We start from the raw sequence: 16,033 nt of genomic DNA, 5'->3' as shown, positions 1-16,033 counted from the left end.
GGAGTGCGGACCCCTCGAACGTTAGGGCACCGGGGCGGGGTGCCGCGGGGCCTTGCGCCCGCCCGCCCGAGGGCGCAGGTCAGTGGCGCGATCCGGTGCGCGCCGCGGCACGGTGCCGCCGCACGCTGCGCACCACGAGCGCGAGCAGCAGCACGCCGAACGCGCTGTAGATGATCGCGTCGAGCACGCCCGCGTACTGGTCGACGAGCTCGTACTGCGTGCCGAGGGCCGCGCCGAGGCCGATCAGCAGGCCGTTCCAGACGCCGGAGCCGAGGATCGTCAGCCCCGAGAACAGCAGGAGGTTCATCCGCTCGGCCCCCGCGGGGAGCGAGATGAGGCTGCGCACGCCCGGGATGAGGCGCCCGAAGAGGACCGCCCAGGTGCCGTGCCGGCGGAACCAGCCGACCGCCTTCTCGAAGTCCTCGCGATCGACCAGCGGGAGCTTGGAGAGCAGGCGGATCGAGCGCTCCGTGCCGATGCGGTGGCCGAGCGCGTAGAGGATCAGGCCGCCGAGGTAGGCGCCGAGAGTCGCCGTGATCACGACGAGTACCAGGTTCATCCGGCCCTGCTGGGCGAGGAAGCCGGCCAGCGGCAGCACGAGCTCGCTCGGGATCGGCGGGAACACCGTCTCGATCAGCGTCAGCAGACCGACGCCCGCCTCTCCGAGCGCGGCGATCACCCGCGCGGCGACGCCGACGAGCCCGGAGAGCTCGTCGATGCTGTCGGAGGAGGAGGCGGTCGCCACGGAGGCGGGGGCGAGGGCGAGGGTCGCGATCGTCATGACTGAGAAGCTACTCAGTCCGTCGAGCGCGCACCTGGGAATCCGGCGGCGCGCTCAGGGGCGGCCGGTGAGCACGACCGTGTCGGAGTCCTGCAGCCGCACCTCGACCGAGGCGATCTCGGACAGCGGCAGCCCGGTGGCGAGACTGGGCTCCATCGTCGTGCCCGGCGCACTGGTCCACGAACCGACGGCCTCGGTGCCGCCCGAGGTGTCCGTGACGTAGAGGACGTATCCGGCCGAGCCCGCGTACTGCTCGGCCGTGTCGGCCCAGCTGCAGTCCATGTCGATCCGCGTGCCCCACTGCTGCGGGACGAACCGCACGGAGGCCTCGACGGGGACGCCCGGAGCGGCGGCGAGCGAGACCGTCGAGCCGACGGTCTCGACGGGGGCGAGCGACGGGCCGATCGCGAGCGGCAGGGCGACGGCGGCGGCGGCCGAGACGCCCGCGGCGGCGAGCACCAGGCCCACGATGCGCAGCCGGGTGCGGCGGCGGACGGAGTCGGTGGCCGCGGCGAGGCGGGTCAGCAGTGCCGCCGGAGCCGGGTCACCCGCCGCCTCCGGCTCCTCGACCAGGCGCATCGCCTCGTCCTGGGGCAGGTGGGCCAGCAGGCCCGGCAGCGGGACGAACTCGGCGAGGGCCTCGCGGCAGCCGGGGCAGGCGCGCAGGTGCAGCTCGTACTCGCGGCGGTCGGCGGCGGTGAGGGATCCGAGGAGGTACGCGGCGTCCCAGTCGCGGAAGGGGTCGTCGTGCCGGTCGTCCGAGGAGGGGTCGTGGCTCACAGCTCCGTCACCCCCCGCTCCTGCAGCGCGAGCTTGAGGGCCCGCATCCCGTAGTGCATCCGCGACTTGACGGTGCCCGGGGCGATCCCCAGCAGCGCGGCGATCTCGGTGACCGTGCGGCCGCCGTAGTAGGCGTGCACGATGACGGCGCGGTGGTCGTGGCTCAGTCCGCTGAGCGCGTCCGAGAGCAGCCAGGCGTCGAGCACCTGGTCGGTGCGGTCGGCGGTGGGGCGCTCGGGGACCTCGTCCGTTCCGAGCTCCCGGGCGTAGCGGGCGCTGCGGCGGTCGTCGATGACGAGGTTCCGGGCCACGGTGTAGAGCCAGGAGCGGGCGGCGGCCTCGCCCTGGGCGAGGATCTCGGGGTGCTTCCAGGCGCGCAGCAGCGCCTCCTGCACGACGTCCTCCGCCATCTGGCGGTCGCCGGTCAGGCGCAGCACGAACCGCCAGAGCGCGCTGGCGTGATCGTCGTGCAGCGCACGCAGCATCTGGGCCTGATCCTCGGACATCTCCACCTCTTCCTGCACCAACGTAACGGGGGCCCGAACGGTTCAGCCGGTTCGCGCGAGCGGCCGCTCTCTGGTACTCCGGAGTCGATGACCTTCCCCGATGCCGACGACGCCGCCCGCGTGCGCTCCTTCCTCCGCGACAACCGCTCGCGGATGCTCGACGACGTCCGGCACCTCGTGATGATCGAGAGCCCCAGCGACTCCCTCGAGGCGCTCGGCGAGCTGCACGCGTTCCTGGTGCACTGGGTGGGCGAGCGGCTCGGGCACGACGCCGACGTGCAGCACCAGCGGGCGCAGGACGCGCCGACCGCGACCAGCTGGACCGTCCCGGCGAGCGGCGGCGCGAGACCGCACCGGGGCACGCGTCCGTTCGTGGCGCTGCTCGGCCACTACGACACGGTGTGGCCCCTGGGCACGACCCGCTCCTGGCCCTTCGCCGTCGACGGCGACCGCCTGAGCGGGCCGGGCAGCTACGACATGAAGGCCGGGCTGGTGCAGATGGTGTGGCTGGTGGCCGCGCTCCGCCACGCCGGCGTTGCGCATCCGGCCGTCCGCCTGGTGATGAGCGGGGACGAGGAGATCGGCAGCGCCGCCTCCCGCCCGTTCCTGGAGCGGCAGTGCACGGGCGCCGACGCGGTCCTGGTGTTCGAGGGCGCGATCGGAGACGCGGTCAAGACGGCGCGCAAGGGCATCGGGCGCTTCGTGATCGACGTGGTCGGCGTCGAGGCGCACGCCGGGGTCGAGCCGGAGAAGGGGGCGAGCGCGATCCACGAGCTCGGCTCGCTGATCCCGCGGGTGCTGGCGATCGCGCGGGAGGAGGAGGGCACCTCGGTCAACATCGGAGTGGTCTCCGGCGGCTCGCGGGTCAATGTGACGACGGCCCGCGTGCGCCTGGAGCTGGAGGCGCGGATCCGCGGGTCGGCCGAGGCCGCCCGCGTCGAGGCCGAGCTCGACGCGCTCGCCGCCGCCGACCCGCGCATCCGGCTGGAGGTGCGCGGCTCCTGGGAGCGCCCCGTCTTCGAGCGGACAGCCTCCGTCGCCGCGCTCTACCGCAGAGCCGAGCGGGTCGCGAAGCGGATCGACGTCCCTCTCCGCGAGATCGCGGTCGGCGGAGCGAGCGACGGCAACCTCGTCGCCGCGCTGGGCCTGCCGGTCCTCGACGGGCTCGGAGCCCCGGGCGAGGGGGCGCACGCACGCAGCGAGGCGATCGGCATCGAGGGCATGCTGGAGCGGACGGCGCTCGCCGCGCTGCTGGTCGCCAGCTTCGGCGACGAGCACTGACCGGCTGCAGAGGAAGGACGAGCGGATGACCCTGTACGAGTCGCGCCCCGTGGGTGTCGTGATCGAGGCTCCGGCAGCGGAGGTGTACGCCTTCGTCTCCGACCCGGCGAACCTCCCGCGGTGGGCCGCGGGCCTCGCCTCCTCCGCGCTCGAGCAGGTCGACGGACGCTGGTTCGCCGACTCGCCGATGGGACGGGTCGAGGTGCGCTTCGCCCCGCAGAACCCGTTCGGCGTCGCGGACCACGAGGTCACCCTCCCCGACGGGACGGTGGTGGACAATCCGCTCCGGGTGCTCGTGAACGGGGACGGCGCCGAGGTGGCCTTCACCGTGCGGCGGCGCCCCGGGATGAGCCTGGACGACTGGGACGAGGACTGCGCGCGGGTGGCGGACGACCTCGAATCGCTCCGGCTGCTGTTCGAGCGCGGGGCGCTGTAGGTTCGTCACAGCTCCGGCGCAGGGCCGGCACCCGTGAGAACGAGGACGCGATGACCTCCCCCGATCGTCCGAGCACCCGCCCCGCCGGCGGCATCGAGCTCAACGGCCTCGACACGATCCAGGAGTCGGAGCGGCACGGCCGCCCGCGCGACCTGTTCTGGCCGTGGTTCGCCGCGAACGTGTCCGTGCTGGGGCTGAGCTACGGCTCCTTCCTCCTCGGCTTCGGCCTCTCCTTCGGGCAGGCGACGCTCGTCAGCGTGATCGGGATCGTCGTCTCGTTCCTCTTCTGCGGCCTGGTCGCCGTCGCCGGCAAGCGCGGCTCCGCCCCCACCATGGTGCTCAGCCGGGCGGCCTTCGGAGTCGACGGCAACCGCCTGATCTCGGTGATCTCCTGGCTTCTCACGGTGGGCTGGGAGACGGTGCTGGCCTCCCTCGCGGTGCTCGCGACCGCGACGGTGTTCGAGGAGTTCGGCTGGGACGGGGGCGTGCTCACCAAGGTGGTCGCGCTGATCGTGGTCGCCGCGCTCATCGTCATCGCCGGCATCGCCGGCTTCCGCCTGATCATGCGGCTCCAGCTCGCGATCACCGTCGCCACCGCCGTGCTGACCGTGGTCTACGTGGTGCTCGTCCTCGACCGGATCGACCTCGCGGCCGTCGGCGCCCTGCCCGCCGGCTCGGCCGCCGCGGTCATCGGCGGGCTCGTGTTCATGATGACCGGCTTCGGGCTCGGCTGGGTGAACGCCGCGGCCGACTACTCCCGCTACCTCCCCCGCGGCGCCCGCACGAGCGGAGTGATCGCCTGGACGACGATCGGCGGCGCGGTCGCCCCCGTCGTGCTGGTCGTCGTCGGCCTGCTGCTGGCCGGCTCCTCGCAGGAGCTGTCGGACGCGATCGCCGCGGACCCGATCGGAGCGCTCGCCGGGATCCTGCCGACCTGGTTCCTGCTCCCCTTCATCGTCGTCGCGCTGCTCGGCCTGATCGGCGGGGCCGTGATGGACATCTACTCCTCGGGACTGGCGCTGCTCAGCACGGGGCTCAAGGTCTCCCGGCCGGTGGCCGCCGGGATCGACGGCGTGCTGATGGTCCTCGGAGCGGTCTACGTCGTGTTCGTCGCGGGCGACTTCCTCGGCCCGTTCCAGGGCTTCCTGATCACCCTCGGCGTGCCGATCGCGGCCTGGCTCGGCGTGTTCCTCGCCGACCTCCTCCTCCGTCGCCGCGACTACGACCAGGAGGCTCTCTACGACTCCCGCGGCCGCTACGGCAGCGTCTCGGCGGTCCCCGTGGCGCTCGTGCTGATCGGCGCGGTCGTCGGCTGGGGTCTGGTGGTCAACTACTCCCCCGGGTTCGAGTGGGAGGGCTACCTCCTCGGCCCGCTCGGCGGACGCGACGGCGACTGGGCCGGCGCGAACCTCGGCGTCCTCGTGGCGCTCGTGATCGGCTTCGCGGGAACACTCGCGCTCTCGCGCGGGACCGTCCGCCGTCAGGAGGCCTCGGCGTGAGCCTGCTCGTCGCGATCGACCTGCAGCACGTCTTCGCCGATGCGGAGTCGCCGTGGGGGTCCGGCGGGTTCGAGCGCGCGGCCGAGGGGACCCGCCGGCTCCTCCCGGCGTTCGGCGCGCGGGTCGTGACCACCCGCTTCGTCGCCCCGGAGCGGCCCGCGGGCGCGTGGATCCCCTACTACCGCGAGTGGCCGTTCGCGCTCGTCCCCGCGAGCGACCGGCTCTTCGCGCTCGTGGACGGGTTCGAGGGCCACCGCACGATCACCGCGACGACCTTCGGCAAGTGGGGGCCCGAGCTCGAGGCGGAACTGGACGACTCCCGCGAGCTCGTGCTCACCGGCGTCTCGACCGACTGCTGCGTGCTCTCGACCGCGCTGGCGGCAGCGGACGCCGGAGTCCGGGTCAGGGTCGCCGCGGACGCCTGCGCCGGTGCCTCCGAGGCCGACCACCACCGCGCGCTCGACGCGATGGCCCTGTACGCGCCGCTGATCGAGATCACGACCGTGGACGCGGTGCTGGCGGACCTCCGCGACCGGGTCTGAGACCGCGGGCGGGACGCGAGCCTCCTCCGCCGGTCGTCCCCGCGCGTCGCGGGGCGACCCCGTCACCCGGCATGATGTCGGCATGTCCTTCACCGACGAGTGCGTCAGCCCGGCTTCCCGAACCCTGGTCATCGGCGAGGCGCTGATCGACATCGTCGAGCGCGACGGCAGCGCCACGGAGCACGTCGGCGGCTCCCCGGCCAACGTCGCCCTCACGCTCGCCCGCCTCGGGCGGCCCGCGACCCTCGTCACCGACATCGCCGACGACGAGCGCGGCCGCCGCATCCGCGCCCACCTCGAGGCTTCCGGAGTGGAGGTCCAGCACGGCGGCGCGGAGCGCACCAGCACCGCTCGGGCGGTCCTCGCCGCAGACGGATCCGCCCGCTACGTCTTCGACCTCTCCTGGAACCCGCCCGCCGCGGACCCGGAGGGCGCCTCCCACGTCCACACCGGCTCGATCGCGATCTTCCTCGAGCCGGGCGGATCCGCCGTGCTCGAGCTCCTCGAGGCGCTGCCCGCCGGAGTGACGGCGAGCGTCGACGCGAACATCCGCCCGGCGCTGGTCGGCGCTCATGCCGAGGCGCTCGCGCGCTTCGAGCGGATCGCCGCCGCGTGCGAGGTCGTGAAGCTCAGCGACGAGGACGCGGAGTGGCTCTACCCGACCATGCAGCTCGACGAGGTCCTCAGCCGACTGCTCTCCCTCGGGTCGCAGCTCGCGGTCGTCACGCGCGGCGCGGAGGGACTGCTGCTGGCCTCCGCCGTCACGCGGGTGACCGTGCCCGCCGCGCGGATCGTGGTGGCCGACACGATCGGCGCCGGCGACTCCGCGATGGGCGCGATCCTCGACGAGGCGCTCCGCCAGGGCCTCGGCGCGGCGAACGGGATGCTGCTCGACGGCCCCGCCCTGCACGCGATCGGCCGCCACGCCGCACACGTCGCCGGCATCACGACCTCCCGCTCCGGCGCTAACCCGCCCACCCGCGACGAGCTCTGAGGACCGGGGGCGGACTTTCTGCAGGACGCCCCTGGTGCTCGCGTCGGGACGCGGAGATACTGGGCGCACCTCGACCGAAAGGCGTGCCGTGCCCACTTCACTGAGCCCCTACATCGGCTTCGACGGCTCCGCTCAGGAGGCGATGGAGTTCTACCGGGACGTGCTCGGCGGCGAGCTCAGCTCCAGCCGTTTCGGCGACTTCGGGATGAGCGCGGATCCGGCCGACCAGGACCGGATCATGCACGCCCAGCTCGTCACGCCGAGCGGCATGATCCTGATGGGCTCCGACTCCCCCTCCGCGGGCCCGGCCGAGAGCGGCGCCCGCATCACGATCGCGCTCTTCGGCGACGACGACGCCGAGCTGAGCGGCTACTGGGACGGCCTGGCCGAGGGCGGCACGGTCCTCGAGCCGCTGGTCGCCTCGCCCTGGGGCGACCGCTTCGGGATGCTGGTCGACCGCTACGGCGTCGGCTGGATGGTGAACATCGCCGCTCCGCCGGCCTGACGCTCCTCCCCAGCCCGGGATCGGGGCACGCCTCCCCCGGGTGCGTCCACCCGTCCCGCCGGCCGCCGCGGCAGGCGCACAATGGAGAGGCGGCTCCCGCTCCGGGGGCCGTCCCCTCTCTCACGAAGGCTGCAGATGACGATCACGCTCGGGTACAAGGCTTCGGCGGAGCAGTTCGGCGCCCGGGAGCTCGTCGAGCTCGCGGTCGGCGCCGAGCGGCACGGCTTCGAGACCGCGGTCGTCTCGGACCACTTCCAGCCGTGGCGGCACACGGGCGGGCACGCGCCGTTCTCCCTCGCCTGGCTCGCCGCGGCCGGTGAGCGCACTTCCACCATCACCCTCGGCACCTCCGTGATGACCCCGCACTACCGCTACAACCCGGCCGTCATCGCCCAGGCCTTCGGCACGCTCGGCGTGCTCTACCCCGAGCGGATCATGCTCGGCGTCGGCACCGGCGAGGCGCTGAACGAGGTCGCCACCGGCTACCAGGGCGCGGGCGAGCAGACCTGGCCCGACTTCAAGGAGCGCTTCGCCCGGCTCCGCGAGGCCGTGCGGCTGATGCGCGCGCTCTGGGCCGGCGACCGCGTCACGTTCGACGGCGAGTACTACTCCACGCACGAGGCGTCGATCTACGACAAGCCCGAGAGCGGCGTGCCGGTCTACATCGCGGCGGGCGGCCCCGTCGTCGCCAAGTACGCCGGCCGGGCCGGCGACGGCTTCATCTGCACGTCGGGCAAGGGCATGGAGCTCTACACCGAGAAGCTGCTCCCCGCCGTCGAGGAGGGCGCCGCCGCGGCCGATCGCGACTCCTCGACCATCGACCGCATGATCGAGATCAAGCTCTCCTACGACCCCGATCCGGCGCTCGCCCTCGAGAACACGCGCTTCTGGGCGCCGCTCTCGCTGTCGCCGGAGCAGAAGCACTCGCTGACCGATCCGGTCGACATGGAGCGCGCAGCCGACGAGCTGCCGATCGAGCAGGTCGCGAAGCGCTGGATCGTCGGCTCCGACCCCGAGGAGACGGTCGCGCAGATCAAGCCCTACGTCGACGCGGGCTTCACCCACCTGGTCTTCCACGCCCCGGGCGACGACCAGCAGCGCTTCTTCGACGCCTTCGAGCGCGACCTCGCGCCGCGGCTGCGCGCGCTCTGACCTCCCGCCTCCGCCACGACCCCCTTCGGAAGGGCCGCTCCCGCATGACCACGGCCACCCTGCTCGCCCGGCTCGACCGCGGCGAGGCGCTGACGCGCGAGAGCGCCGAAGCGCTCCTCGGCGCGCGTGACGACGACCTCGACCTGCTGCTGGAGGCCGCCGGCCGCCTGCGCGACGACGGCCTCGCCCGCCGTGGACGGCCCGGCGTCGTCACCTACTCGCGGAAGGTCTTCGTCCCGCTGACCAAGCTCTGCCGCGACCGGTGCCACTACTGCGTCTTCGTGGAGACGCCCGGCGGACTCGCGGCCAAGCGCGAATCGACCTTCATGGAGCCGGAGGAGATCCTCGAGGTCGCTCGGGCCGGTGCCGCGCTCGGCTGCAAGGAGGCCCTGTTCACGCTCGGCGACCGCCCGGAGGACCGGTGGCCGGTCGCCCGCGCCTGGCTCGCCGAGCACGGCTACGCGTCGACGCTGGAGTACGTGCGCGCGATGGCCGTCCTGGTGATGAGCGAGACGGGCATGGTCACGCACCTGAACCCCGGCGTGATGTCGTGGGCCGAGCTGCAGCGGCTCCGTCCGGTCGCGCCCTCGATGGGCATGATGCTCGAGACGACCGCCGAGCGCCTCTGGTCCGAGAAGGGCGGCGTGCACTACGGCTCGCCGGACAAGGACCCGGCGCTGCGCCTGCGCGTGCTCGAGGACGCGGGCCGGAGCCGCATCCCCTTCACCACCGGCGTGCTGCTGGGCATCGGCGAGAACGCCTCCGAGCGGGCGGACGCCCTCTTCGCGATCCGCGAGTCCCACGAGCGCTGGGGCCACGTGCAGGAGTGCATCGTCCAGAACTTCCGCGCGAAGCCGCGGACGGCCATGCAGAACGAGGTCGATCTCGAGCTGCAGGAGTACGTGGCCAACGTCGCGGTCGCGCGCCTCGTGCTCGGCGCCGACGCGACGATCCAGGCACCGCCGAACCTCACCGACGAGCAGGAGCTCGGGCTGCTGCTGCGCGCCGGGGTCGACGACTGGGGCGGCGTCAGCCCGCTCACGGCCGATCACGTGAATCCGGAGCGCCCCTGGCCGAACATCGACGACCTCGCGCGGCTCACCGAGGCCGCCGGCTACCGGCTGCACGAGCGGCTGACCGCGCACCCGCAGTACCTCCGCGACTCGGCCACCTGGATCGATCCGCGCGTCGCTCCCTACGTCGAGGCGCTCGCCGACCGCGGGACCTGGCTCGCCGACGAGGCGGCACCGGTCCTCCCCCGGCCCTACCGCGACTCGCTCGACGCCCTGCCCCGACCGGTCGCGCCCGCCCTCGGCGCCGTGCTCGCCCGGGCTGAGGCGGACCCCGCCGGTCTCGAGGACGCCGACTACCTCGCCCTGCTCGCAGCCGACGGCGACGACCTCGACGCCCTCTCCGCTCTGGCGGACGACCTGCGGCACGACGCCGCCGGCGACGAGGTCTCGGTCGTCGTCAACCGCAACATCGACACGTCCCTCTGGGGAGCGGGCGGGCTCACCGTCGAGCGGCTGGAGGAGCTCGCCGACGAGGCGGTCGCGCTCGGCGCCACCGAGCTCTGCCTCCAGGGCGCGATCGGACCGGAGCACCCGGGCGACGATCTGCTGCTGATCGTCCGCACGCTGAAGCAGCGGCAGCCCGCGCTGCACCTGCACGCCTACCGGCCCGGCGAGATCCTCGAGGTCGCCCGCCGCACCGGCCGCACCCTGCCCGCGATGCTCGACGCCCTCCGCGAGGCCGGCGTGGACTCCGTTCCGGGGACCGCCGCCCGCATCCTCGACGACGACGTCCGCGCCGTCCTGAGCGAGGGGACGGACCCGACGGTGACCGAGTGGCGGGAGGCGATCACGGCCGCGCACCGCAGCGGCCTCCGCTCCACCTCGACCATGGTCTACGGACACGTCGAGACCCCCGAGCAGCAGCTCGCGCACCTGCGCACGCTCGCGGCGATCCAGGACGAGACGGGCGGCTTCACCGAGTTCATCGCGATGCCCTTCGTCCCGGCGGAGGCGCCGCCCGCCGTGGTGCGCGCGAGCCGGGGCGGTCCGACCCTCCGCGAGACCCGTGCCGTGCACGCCATCGCACGCCTCGTCCTCCACGGCCGGATCGCCCACGTGCAGACCGCCTGGACCAAGCTGGGACTGCACGCGGCGCAGGTCCTCCTCCGCGGCGGGGCGGACGACCTCGGCGGCCTGCTGCTCGACGGCGCCCTCCGCCCCGAGGCGGGAGCAGAGGCCTACCGCTCGCTCGACATCGCGACCGTCGCCCGGCTGAGCGGCGAGATCGGCCGCGGCTGGCGCCAGCGCACCACGACCTACGGCGTGGTCGCACCGGAGCGGGCGCTGCGGGTGGAGCCCGTCGCAGAGGCGACTCCGCAGCGGATGCGCCTCCCGGTCCGCGGGACCCGCCGGGCGTCATGACCCGCTCGGAGTACCTGCGGCGTCAGGCGGAGCTGGTCCGTGAGGAGCGGATCGAGTCGGACGGCGCCGCCGTGAGGCTGCTGACCGCGGGTGCCGAGAGCCCGCGCGCCGTGCTGCTGCTGACCGGCGTCGGCCGGGGCGCGCGGAGCGACACCGGGCTGCTGATGCCGATGCTGGCGCGGCGCCACCGCGTCGCCGCGCTCGAGCTCGCCGACCTCGGTGACCCGTGGCTGGACGGCCCCGCCGCGGTGCGCGCCTCCCTGGACGCGCTCGGCGCCGAGGAGGCCGTCCTGATCGGCCACTCTCTCGGAGCCGCTGTGGCCCTCGCCGCGGGCGACCGGCGGGTGAGCGCCCTCGCCCTCGTGGCCGGATGGCGGCGCCCGACGGAGCGCCTCCTCCGCACGGCGCGCCTCTGGCCGATGCTGCCGCCCGACGCGCAGGAGGAGGCCGCTCGGCTCCTCGCTGTCCGCTCGGCCACCGCCTCCGCCCCGTGGAGCGCCGGCGCCGCCGGGATGCTCGCCGCCTCCGCTCGGGCCGACGCCTCCGCGGCCGCCTCGGACTGCCGCGTGCCCGCCCTCGTGGTCGGCTGCTCGGCCGATGCCGTCGTCGGCGTCGAGGGTGCCGAGGCCCTGCTCGGCGCGATCGACGACGCCCGCTACGCCGTCCTCGACTCCGGTCACGCCGTGCTCACCGAGCGCCCCGCCGAGCTCCTCGCCGTCCTCGAGCACTTCCTCGCCGACCCGCACCGCGACCCGGCGGGCAGCGTCCTGGCGAGGACGACGGTCTGATGGACGTCGACGTCGTCGTGATCGGCGCCGGGTTCGCCGGCCTCGGAGCCGCGGTCCGCCTGGAGCGGCGTGACGGCACCTCGTTCGTCGTGCTGGAGCGCGCCGAGCGGATCGGCGGCACCTGGCGGGACAACGTCTACCCGGGCGTCTCCTGCGACATCCCCTCGCACCTCTACTCCTACTCCTTCGCCCCCGAGGCCGACTGGTCGGCGTTCTACGCCCCCGGGGCCGAGATCCAGGCCTACCTCGAGCGCGTCGTCGAGAAGGAGGGCCTCGCGCCCCGGCTCCGGCTGGGGACCGAGGTGCTCGAGGCGGTCTTCGACGAGGAGGCGCACCGCTGGCGGGTGCGCACCTCCCGGGGCGACTACTCCGCCGGCGTCCTCCTCGTCTGCGCGGGGCGCCTCTCCGAGCCCCGCCTCCCGGCCGTCCCGGGCCTGGACGCGTTCACGGGCCCCGCCTTCCACTCCGCCCGCTGGCGGGACGACGTCGACCTCGACGGGAAGCGCGTGGGCATCGTCGGCTCGGGCGCCTCGGCCGTGCAGATCGTGCCGCACCTCGCCGAGCGCGCCGCCGAGGTGGTGCTCTTCCAGCGCTCGGCGCCGTACGTCGTCCCCCGCCGGAACCGCCCGTACCCGCCGGAGGAGCGCCGAGCCCTCTCCCGCGCGCCCGGGGCCCTCACGAGGCTCCGCGAGGAGCTGTTCTGGCGCGCCGAGCTCGGCTTCGCCGGCCGCGTCGCCGTTCCCGAGGCCATCGACCGGCTGCGGGCTGAGGCGCTCGGCCACCTCGAGGAGCAGATCCCCGATCCCGCGCTCCGCGCCGTGCTGACTCCGGACTACGAGATCGGCTGCAAGCGCGTGCTCCTCTCGGACGACTACTACCCCGCCCTCGCCCAGCCGCACGTCCGCGTCGTCCCCGGTCCGCTCCGGCGCGTCGAGGCGGATGCCGCGCTCGGGGACGACGGCGTCCCGCACGGGGTCGACGTGCTCGTCTTCGCGACCGGCTTCCACTCCACACGGCCGCCCTTCGCCCGGCGCATCCGCGGCCGCGGCGGCGTCCTCCTCGCCGACCGCTGGTCCGACGGCATGGCGGCGTACGAGTCGACCGCGGTCCACGGGTTCCCGAGCCTCTTCGTCGTCAACGGCCCCAACGCGAGCCTCGGCCACAACTCGGCGGTGCACATGATCGAGACGCAGATCGACTACGTGCTCGCCGCGCTCGACCACCTCGCGGCCTCCGGCGCCGACCGGCTCGAGGTCACCGCCGAGGCCGAGGCCGCCTCCGTCGCCCGCCTCGACGCCCTCAGCGCCGACACCGTCTGGACCAACGGCGGCTGCGAGAGCTGGTATCTGGACGACAACCGGCGCCTCACCCTGCTCTGGCCGGACTTCGCCTTCGCCTTCCGCGAGGAGCTCGGCCGGTTCGACCCCTCGGCCTACACGACCTGACCGCGGCTCGCTATCGTGACCGCATGACCGACCGCGTGCTCGCTCCCGAACCGCCCGCAGACGGCGCGAAGCCGAAGGGACCGGCCTCGTACTTCCCGAGCATCGAGAAGACCTACGGCCGTCCCGTCCAGGACTGGCTCGACCTCGCCGACGAGCGTCTGCGCTCCGAGCCGCACATGCAGGTCGTCACCTGGCTCAAGACCGAACACGGCCTGGGTCACGGCCACGCGAACGCGATCGTCGCCTACGTCCGCGCCGCCCGCGCCTGACCGCCTCGCCCGTCGTCCGCACAGGCTAGGCCCGGCCGCCTCCCCGGGCCACCCGTCGTCGGCGCCCGCGCCGTCCGGGGATAATCGGGGCATGCGCGAAGACGACGATGTCGATCTGGTGATCGACGCGTGGGCCGGGGCCCTGCCCGACCTCGATTTCGCGCCTCTGGACGTCGTCTCCCGCCTCCGCCGCCTCAGTCCGCGCGTGCAGGAGGTGCGGCGGCAGTCCTTCGCCGTCAGCGATCTCGCCCCGTGGGAGTTCGAGCTCCTCTCGCTGCTGCGGCAGCGCGGGGAGGCCGGGATGACGCCCTCGGCCCTCGCCACGCACCTCGCGCTGTCCAGCGGCAACCTGGCCAGCCGCGTCGACCGCCTCGGCGCCCGCGGGCTCGTGGTCCGCGAGCAGAACGCCGCGGACTCGCGCAGCAAGATCGTCTCGCTCACCCCGCGGGGCACGAAGCGGGTCGACGAGGCGATGCGCAACCTCGTCGCCGCCGAGGGCGAGGTGCTCGCCGACCTGGACGCCGCGCAGGTGTCGGTCCTCATCGAGTGCCTGCGGCGGATCAGCGACACCCTCGACCGGCTGCAGTGACCCGCTACGCCCGACGAGCCTGAGAGGTCAAGCCCGTTCGGAGAGACCGGCACCGGACGTAGCGTGAATCGTGCACGGTCGAGGCGTCAGCCACCCGTGCGGATGATCGCGAAAGCGGAGAGCACCATGACACAGATTTCTTCTATCCAACCCGCGCGATGGAGCCGGAACGGAGTCAGGATCGTCGTCGTTCCCGGGGCGGAGCTGCCCCGGTTCCGACTCGAGATCGACGCCCGACTGACCACCGCGCCCTCCCTCGTCCCCACCGGGCCCTTCTCGACCGTCGAGGAGGCCGAGCGGGCCGCCGAGGTCGCCGCCGGCCTGCTGGGGGCGAAGATCCCCGCCTGAGCGCGCCCGTCGAGACGGCTCCGATCAGCTCGCGAGCTCCGCGAGCGATCCGGTCGGGACCGCGATCCACCCCTCGGCCTCCGCCGCCTCCTGCAGTTCGGGGGGCACCGGCAGAGTCGCGCCCAGCGCGTGGGCGCGAGCGTTGAGAGCCGCGACGACGGCGTCGAACGCATCGTCCGAGCGGCGCATCAGTGCGAGCGCGGGCGCGGGGACGTCGAGCCACGGCGCTGCGCGGAGCAGCGACTCCACGGCGAGCGCCACGGCCTCCGGTCGTGTCTTGTACCCCGTGGTGTCGACTCCCCAGAGCCGCAGCGCCGCCGCCGGATACGCCTCGACGAGCCGTCCGCGTCCGGAGCGGTCGACGTCCTCCCCGCTCGCGGCGAAGGCGTCCAGCAGCTCCGCGCAGCGCATGGCCGTCATCCCGAGCCTGTCGGTCGACACGCTGAGCGGCCAGCGCCCGGTGACCTCCTTCGCGACACGGTCCGTCTCGCGGTAGGCGAGGCGGCGCCGCCAGTCGCGGCCCGCGAGCGTGCGCGGCGAGACCTCCCGCCGGGTGTGGGCCGAGACGAACGCCGCGAACTCCACCGGCCAGCCGAACGCGCAGTCGATCCCGATGACCGCCGCCTCCCGTGACGCCTCGACGATCGTCGCGTCCTCGGCGCCGAGGGCGAGCGAGCGGACGACGGCCCGCCCTCCGGAGAACTCGAGGGCGGCGAGAGCGGTCCGCACCGGCTCCGCTGCGAGGTCGACGCCGATCGTGAGCACGGGGACAGGCTAGGCGCTCCAGCGCTACGCTCGAGCGATGACGCCGCCCTCCCCCTCCTCCTGGGCGGACTCGGCCCGCGTGCCGGTCGCGCTCCTGCGCCTCCTCGTCGCCGCCGCGGTCCTCGTCGCCGTGATCGCGACGGCCGTCGACACCGCCTCGCGCACGCCGCTGAACCCGTTCAACTTCTTCGGCTTCTTCACGATCCAGAGCAACATCGTGCTCGCCGTCCTGCTGGCCGTCACCGCCGTGCTCGCCCTCCGGCGCCGTCCGGTTCCGGGCGGACTCGTCCTGGCGCGCGGAGCCTTCACCGGCTGCATCATCGTCGTCGGCCTCGTCTACAACACCCTCCTCACCGAGGTCGCGGGCGGAGTGGCGCTGCCGTGGGCCAACACCGTCATGCACGTGCTGTTCCCGATCTACGGCCTGCTCGACTGGCTGCTGCTCGCCGATCGCCCGCCTCTGCCGTGGCGGCGGCTCTGGCTGGTCGTGGTCTACCCGATCGTCTGGCTCGTCGTGGTGCTGGTCCGCGGAGCGACGGACGGCTGGGTGCCCTATCCGTTCCTGGATCCCGCGACCGGGTACGGGCAGGTGTCGGTGTTCGTCGTCGGGATCGCGGTCGCGTTCCTCGCGTCGGGGGCACTGGTCTGGGCGATGAGCCGGCTGCGGATCGTGCCGGTGGCCGGCCGCTGAGACGACGGGTGGAGTGAGCGGACACTGGGCCGCCGGTCGGCGGACCCGGGACTCTCCCGCTCCGCCGACAACCGGCCCGTTCTGGGGTCACCCGTTCGGGGTCATCCGGGGCTCCGCTCCCCTAGCGTCAGGACCGACGCGAGGAACGCGACCGCGATCCCGACGACGAACACCGACACCTGCCCGTACCCGGTCGCGGGATCCAGGAACGGATAGGGCACCCAGCC

The 16,033-nt window shown here is 73.8% G+C and carries 18 protein-coding genes; 14 read left to right on the top strand and 4 right to left on the bottom strand.

Annotated elements, in window-relative coordinates:
* Nucleotides 1-79 precede the first annotated feature (79 nt).
* Genes C5C24_RS04890 through C5C24_RS04880 form a run of 3 tightly spaced genes read right to left on the bottom strand, consistent with a single transcriptional unit; the run spans nucleotide 80 to nucleotide 2,067 of the window.
* Nucleotides 80-781: a DedA family protein gene (locus tag C5C24_RS04890; RefSeq protein WP_104275388.1), complete on the bottom strand. Its 702-nt coding sequence runs from the start codon at nucleotides 779-781 to the stop codon at nucleotides 80-82.
* Nucleotides 782-835: 54 nt separating this feature from the next.
* Complete coding sequence (locus tag C5C24_RS04885; RefSeq protein ID WP_104304443.1) at nucleotides 836-1,561, bottom strand: anti-sigma factor; 726 nt, start codon at nucleotides 1,559-1,561, stop codon at nucleotides 836-838.
* The gene (locus C5C24_RS04880; RefSeq protein ID WP_104304442.1) at nucleotides 1,558-2,067 is read right to left on the bottom strand and encodes a sigma-70 family RNA polymerase sigma factor; all 510 of its coding nucleotides are present in this window, start codon (nucleotides 2,065-2,067) and stop codon (nucleotides 1,558-1,560) included. Before C5C24_RS04880 ends, C5C24_RS04885 begins: the two co-directional genes overlap by 4 nt.
* An 87-nt stretch (nucleotides 2,068-2,154) precedes the next feature.
* Here C5C24_RS04880 and C5C24_RS04875 point away from each other — a divergent pair, with 87 nt between their 5' ends.
* The 13 genes from C5C24_RS04875 (at nucleotide 2,155) to C5C24_RS04815 (ending at nucleotide 14,350) form a co-directional block, all read left to right on the top strand.
* Complete coding sequence (locus tag C5C24_RS04875) at nucleotides 2,155-3,348, top strand: M20/M25/M40 family metallo-hydrolase (RefSeq protein ID WP_104275391.1); 1,194 nt, start codon at nucleotides 2,155-2,157, stop codon at nucleotides 3,346-3,348.
* A 25-nt stretch (nucleotides 3,349-3,373) separates the two neighbouring features.
* Nucleotides 3,374-3,784, top strand: a complete 411-nt coding sequence (locus C5C24_RS04870; RefSeq protein WP_104249452.1) for an SRPBCC family protein — start codon at nucleotides 3,374-3,376, stop codon at nucleotides 3,782-3,784.
* A gap of 50 nt (nucleotides 3,785-3,834) precedes the next feature.
* Complete coding sequence (locus C5C24_RS04865) at nucleotides 3,835-5,283, top strand: cytosine permease (RefSeq protein WP_104304441.1); 1,449 nt, start codon at nucleotides 3,835-3,837, stop codon at nucleotides 5,281-5,283.
* Nucleotides 5,280-5,825, top strand: coding sequence for a cysteine hydrolase family protein (locus C5C24_RS04860; RefSeq protein WP_104275393.1), 546 nt, complete (start codon nucleotides 5,280-5,282; stop codon nucleotides 5,823-5,825). The genes C5C24_RS04865 and C5C24_RS04860 overlap by 4 nt, the downstream gene beginning before the upstream one ends.
* Before the next feature lie 82 nt (nucleotides 5,826-5,907).
* Complete coding sequence (locus tag C5C24_RS04855; RefSeq protein ID WP_104304440.1) at nucleotides 5,908-6,819, top strand: carbohydrate kinase; 912 nt, start codon at nucleotides 5,908-5,910, stop codon at nucleotides 6,817-6,819.
* 88 nt (nucleotides 6,820-6,907) lie between these two features.
* Nucleotides 6,908-7,324 (top strand): VOC family protein, encoded by a 417-nt coding sequence (locus C5C24_RS04850; RefSeq protein WP_104282003.1) that lies wholly within the window; start codon nucleotides 6,908-6,910, stop codon nucleotides 7,322-7,324.
* A gap of 135 nt (nucleotides 7,325-7,459) precedes the next feature.
* Nucleotides 7,460-8,476, top strand: coding sequence for a glucose-6-phosphate dehydrogenase (coenzyme-F420) (fgd, locus tag C5C24_RS04845; protein ID WP_181067747.1), 1,017 nt, complete (start codon nucleotides 7,460-7,462; stop codon nucleotides 8,474-8,476).
* A gap of 44 nt (nucleotides 8,477-8,520) precedes the next feature.
* Complete coding sequence (cofG, locus tag C5C24_RS04840; RefSeq protein WP_104304439.1) at nucleotides 8,521-10,911, top strand: 7,8-didemethyl-8-hydroxy-5-deazariboflavin synthase CofG; 2,391 nt, start codon at nucleotides 8,521-8,523, stop codon at nucleotides 10,909-10,911.
* A complete protein-coding gene (locus tag C5C24_RS04835; protein WP_104304438.1) occupies nucleotides 10,908-11,699 on the top strand; it encodes an alpha/beta fold hydrolase in 792 nt (263 codons plus the stop codon). Before cofG ends, C5C24_RS04835 begins: the two co-directional genes overlap by 4 nt.
* Complete coding sequence (locus C5C24_RS04830; protein ID WP_104304437.1) at nucleotides 11,699-13,144, top strand: NAD(P)/FAD-dependent oxidoreductase; 1,446 nt, start codon at nucleotides 11,699-11,701, stop codon at nucleotides 13,142-13,144. Before C5C24_RS04835 ends, C5C24_RS04830 begins: the two co-directional genes overlap by 1 nt.
* A gap of 23 nt (nucleotides 13,145-13,167) precedes the next feature.
* Nucleotides 13,168-13,413, top strand: coding sequence for a DUF4287 domain-containing protein (locus tag C5C24_RS04825; RefSeq protein ID WP_104225060.1), 246 nt, complete (start codon nucleotides 13,168-13,170; stop codon nucleotides 13,411-13,413).
* Between the two features lie 91 nt (nucleotides 13,414-13,504).
* Entirely contained in the window at nucleotides 13,505-14,002 is a 498-nt protein-coding gene (locus tag C5C24_RS04820) for a MarR family winged helix-turn-helix transcriptional regulator (protein ID WP_104275400.1), read from the top strand.
* Nucleotides 14,003-14,128: 126 nt separating this feature from the next.
* Complete coding sequence (locus C5C24_RS04815; protein ID WP_146076606.1) at nucleotides 14,129-14,350, top strand: hypothetical protein; 222 nt, start codon at nucleotides 14,129-14,131, stop codon at nucleotides 14,348-14,350.
* 24 nt (nucleotides 14,351-14,374) lie between these two features.
* Here C5C24_RS04815 and C5C24_RS04810 read toward each other — a convergent pair whose 3' ends face one another.
* On the bottom strand, nucleotides 14,375-15,115 hold the full coding sequence (locus C5C24_RS04810) for a DUF429 domain-containing protein (protein WP_104304436.1): 741 nt from the start codon (nucleotides 15,113-15,115) through the stop codon (nucleotides 14,375-14,377).
* Between the two features lie 37 nt (nucleotides 15,116-15,152).
* On the opposite strand from C5C24_RS04810, the gene C5C24_RS04805 reads away from it, so the two are divergent.
* A complete protein-coding gene (locus tag C5C24_RS04805) occupies nucleotides 15,153-15,806 on the top strand; it encodes a Pr6Pr family membrane protein (RefSeq protein WP_104304435.1) in 654 nt (217 codons plus the stop codon).
* Nucleotides 15,807-16,033 lie beyond the last annotated feature (227 nt).

It is taken from the genome of Rathayibacter sp. AY2B3 (assembly GCF_002931755.1).
Lineage (GTDB): Bacteria > Actinomycetota > Actinomycetes > Actinomycetales > Microbacteriaceae > Rathayibacter.
The sequence above is the reverse complement of the archived record's forward strand: the minus strand, read 5'-3'. Positions and strand labels throughout refer to the sequence as shown.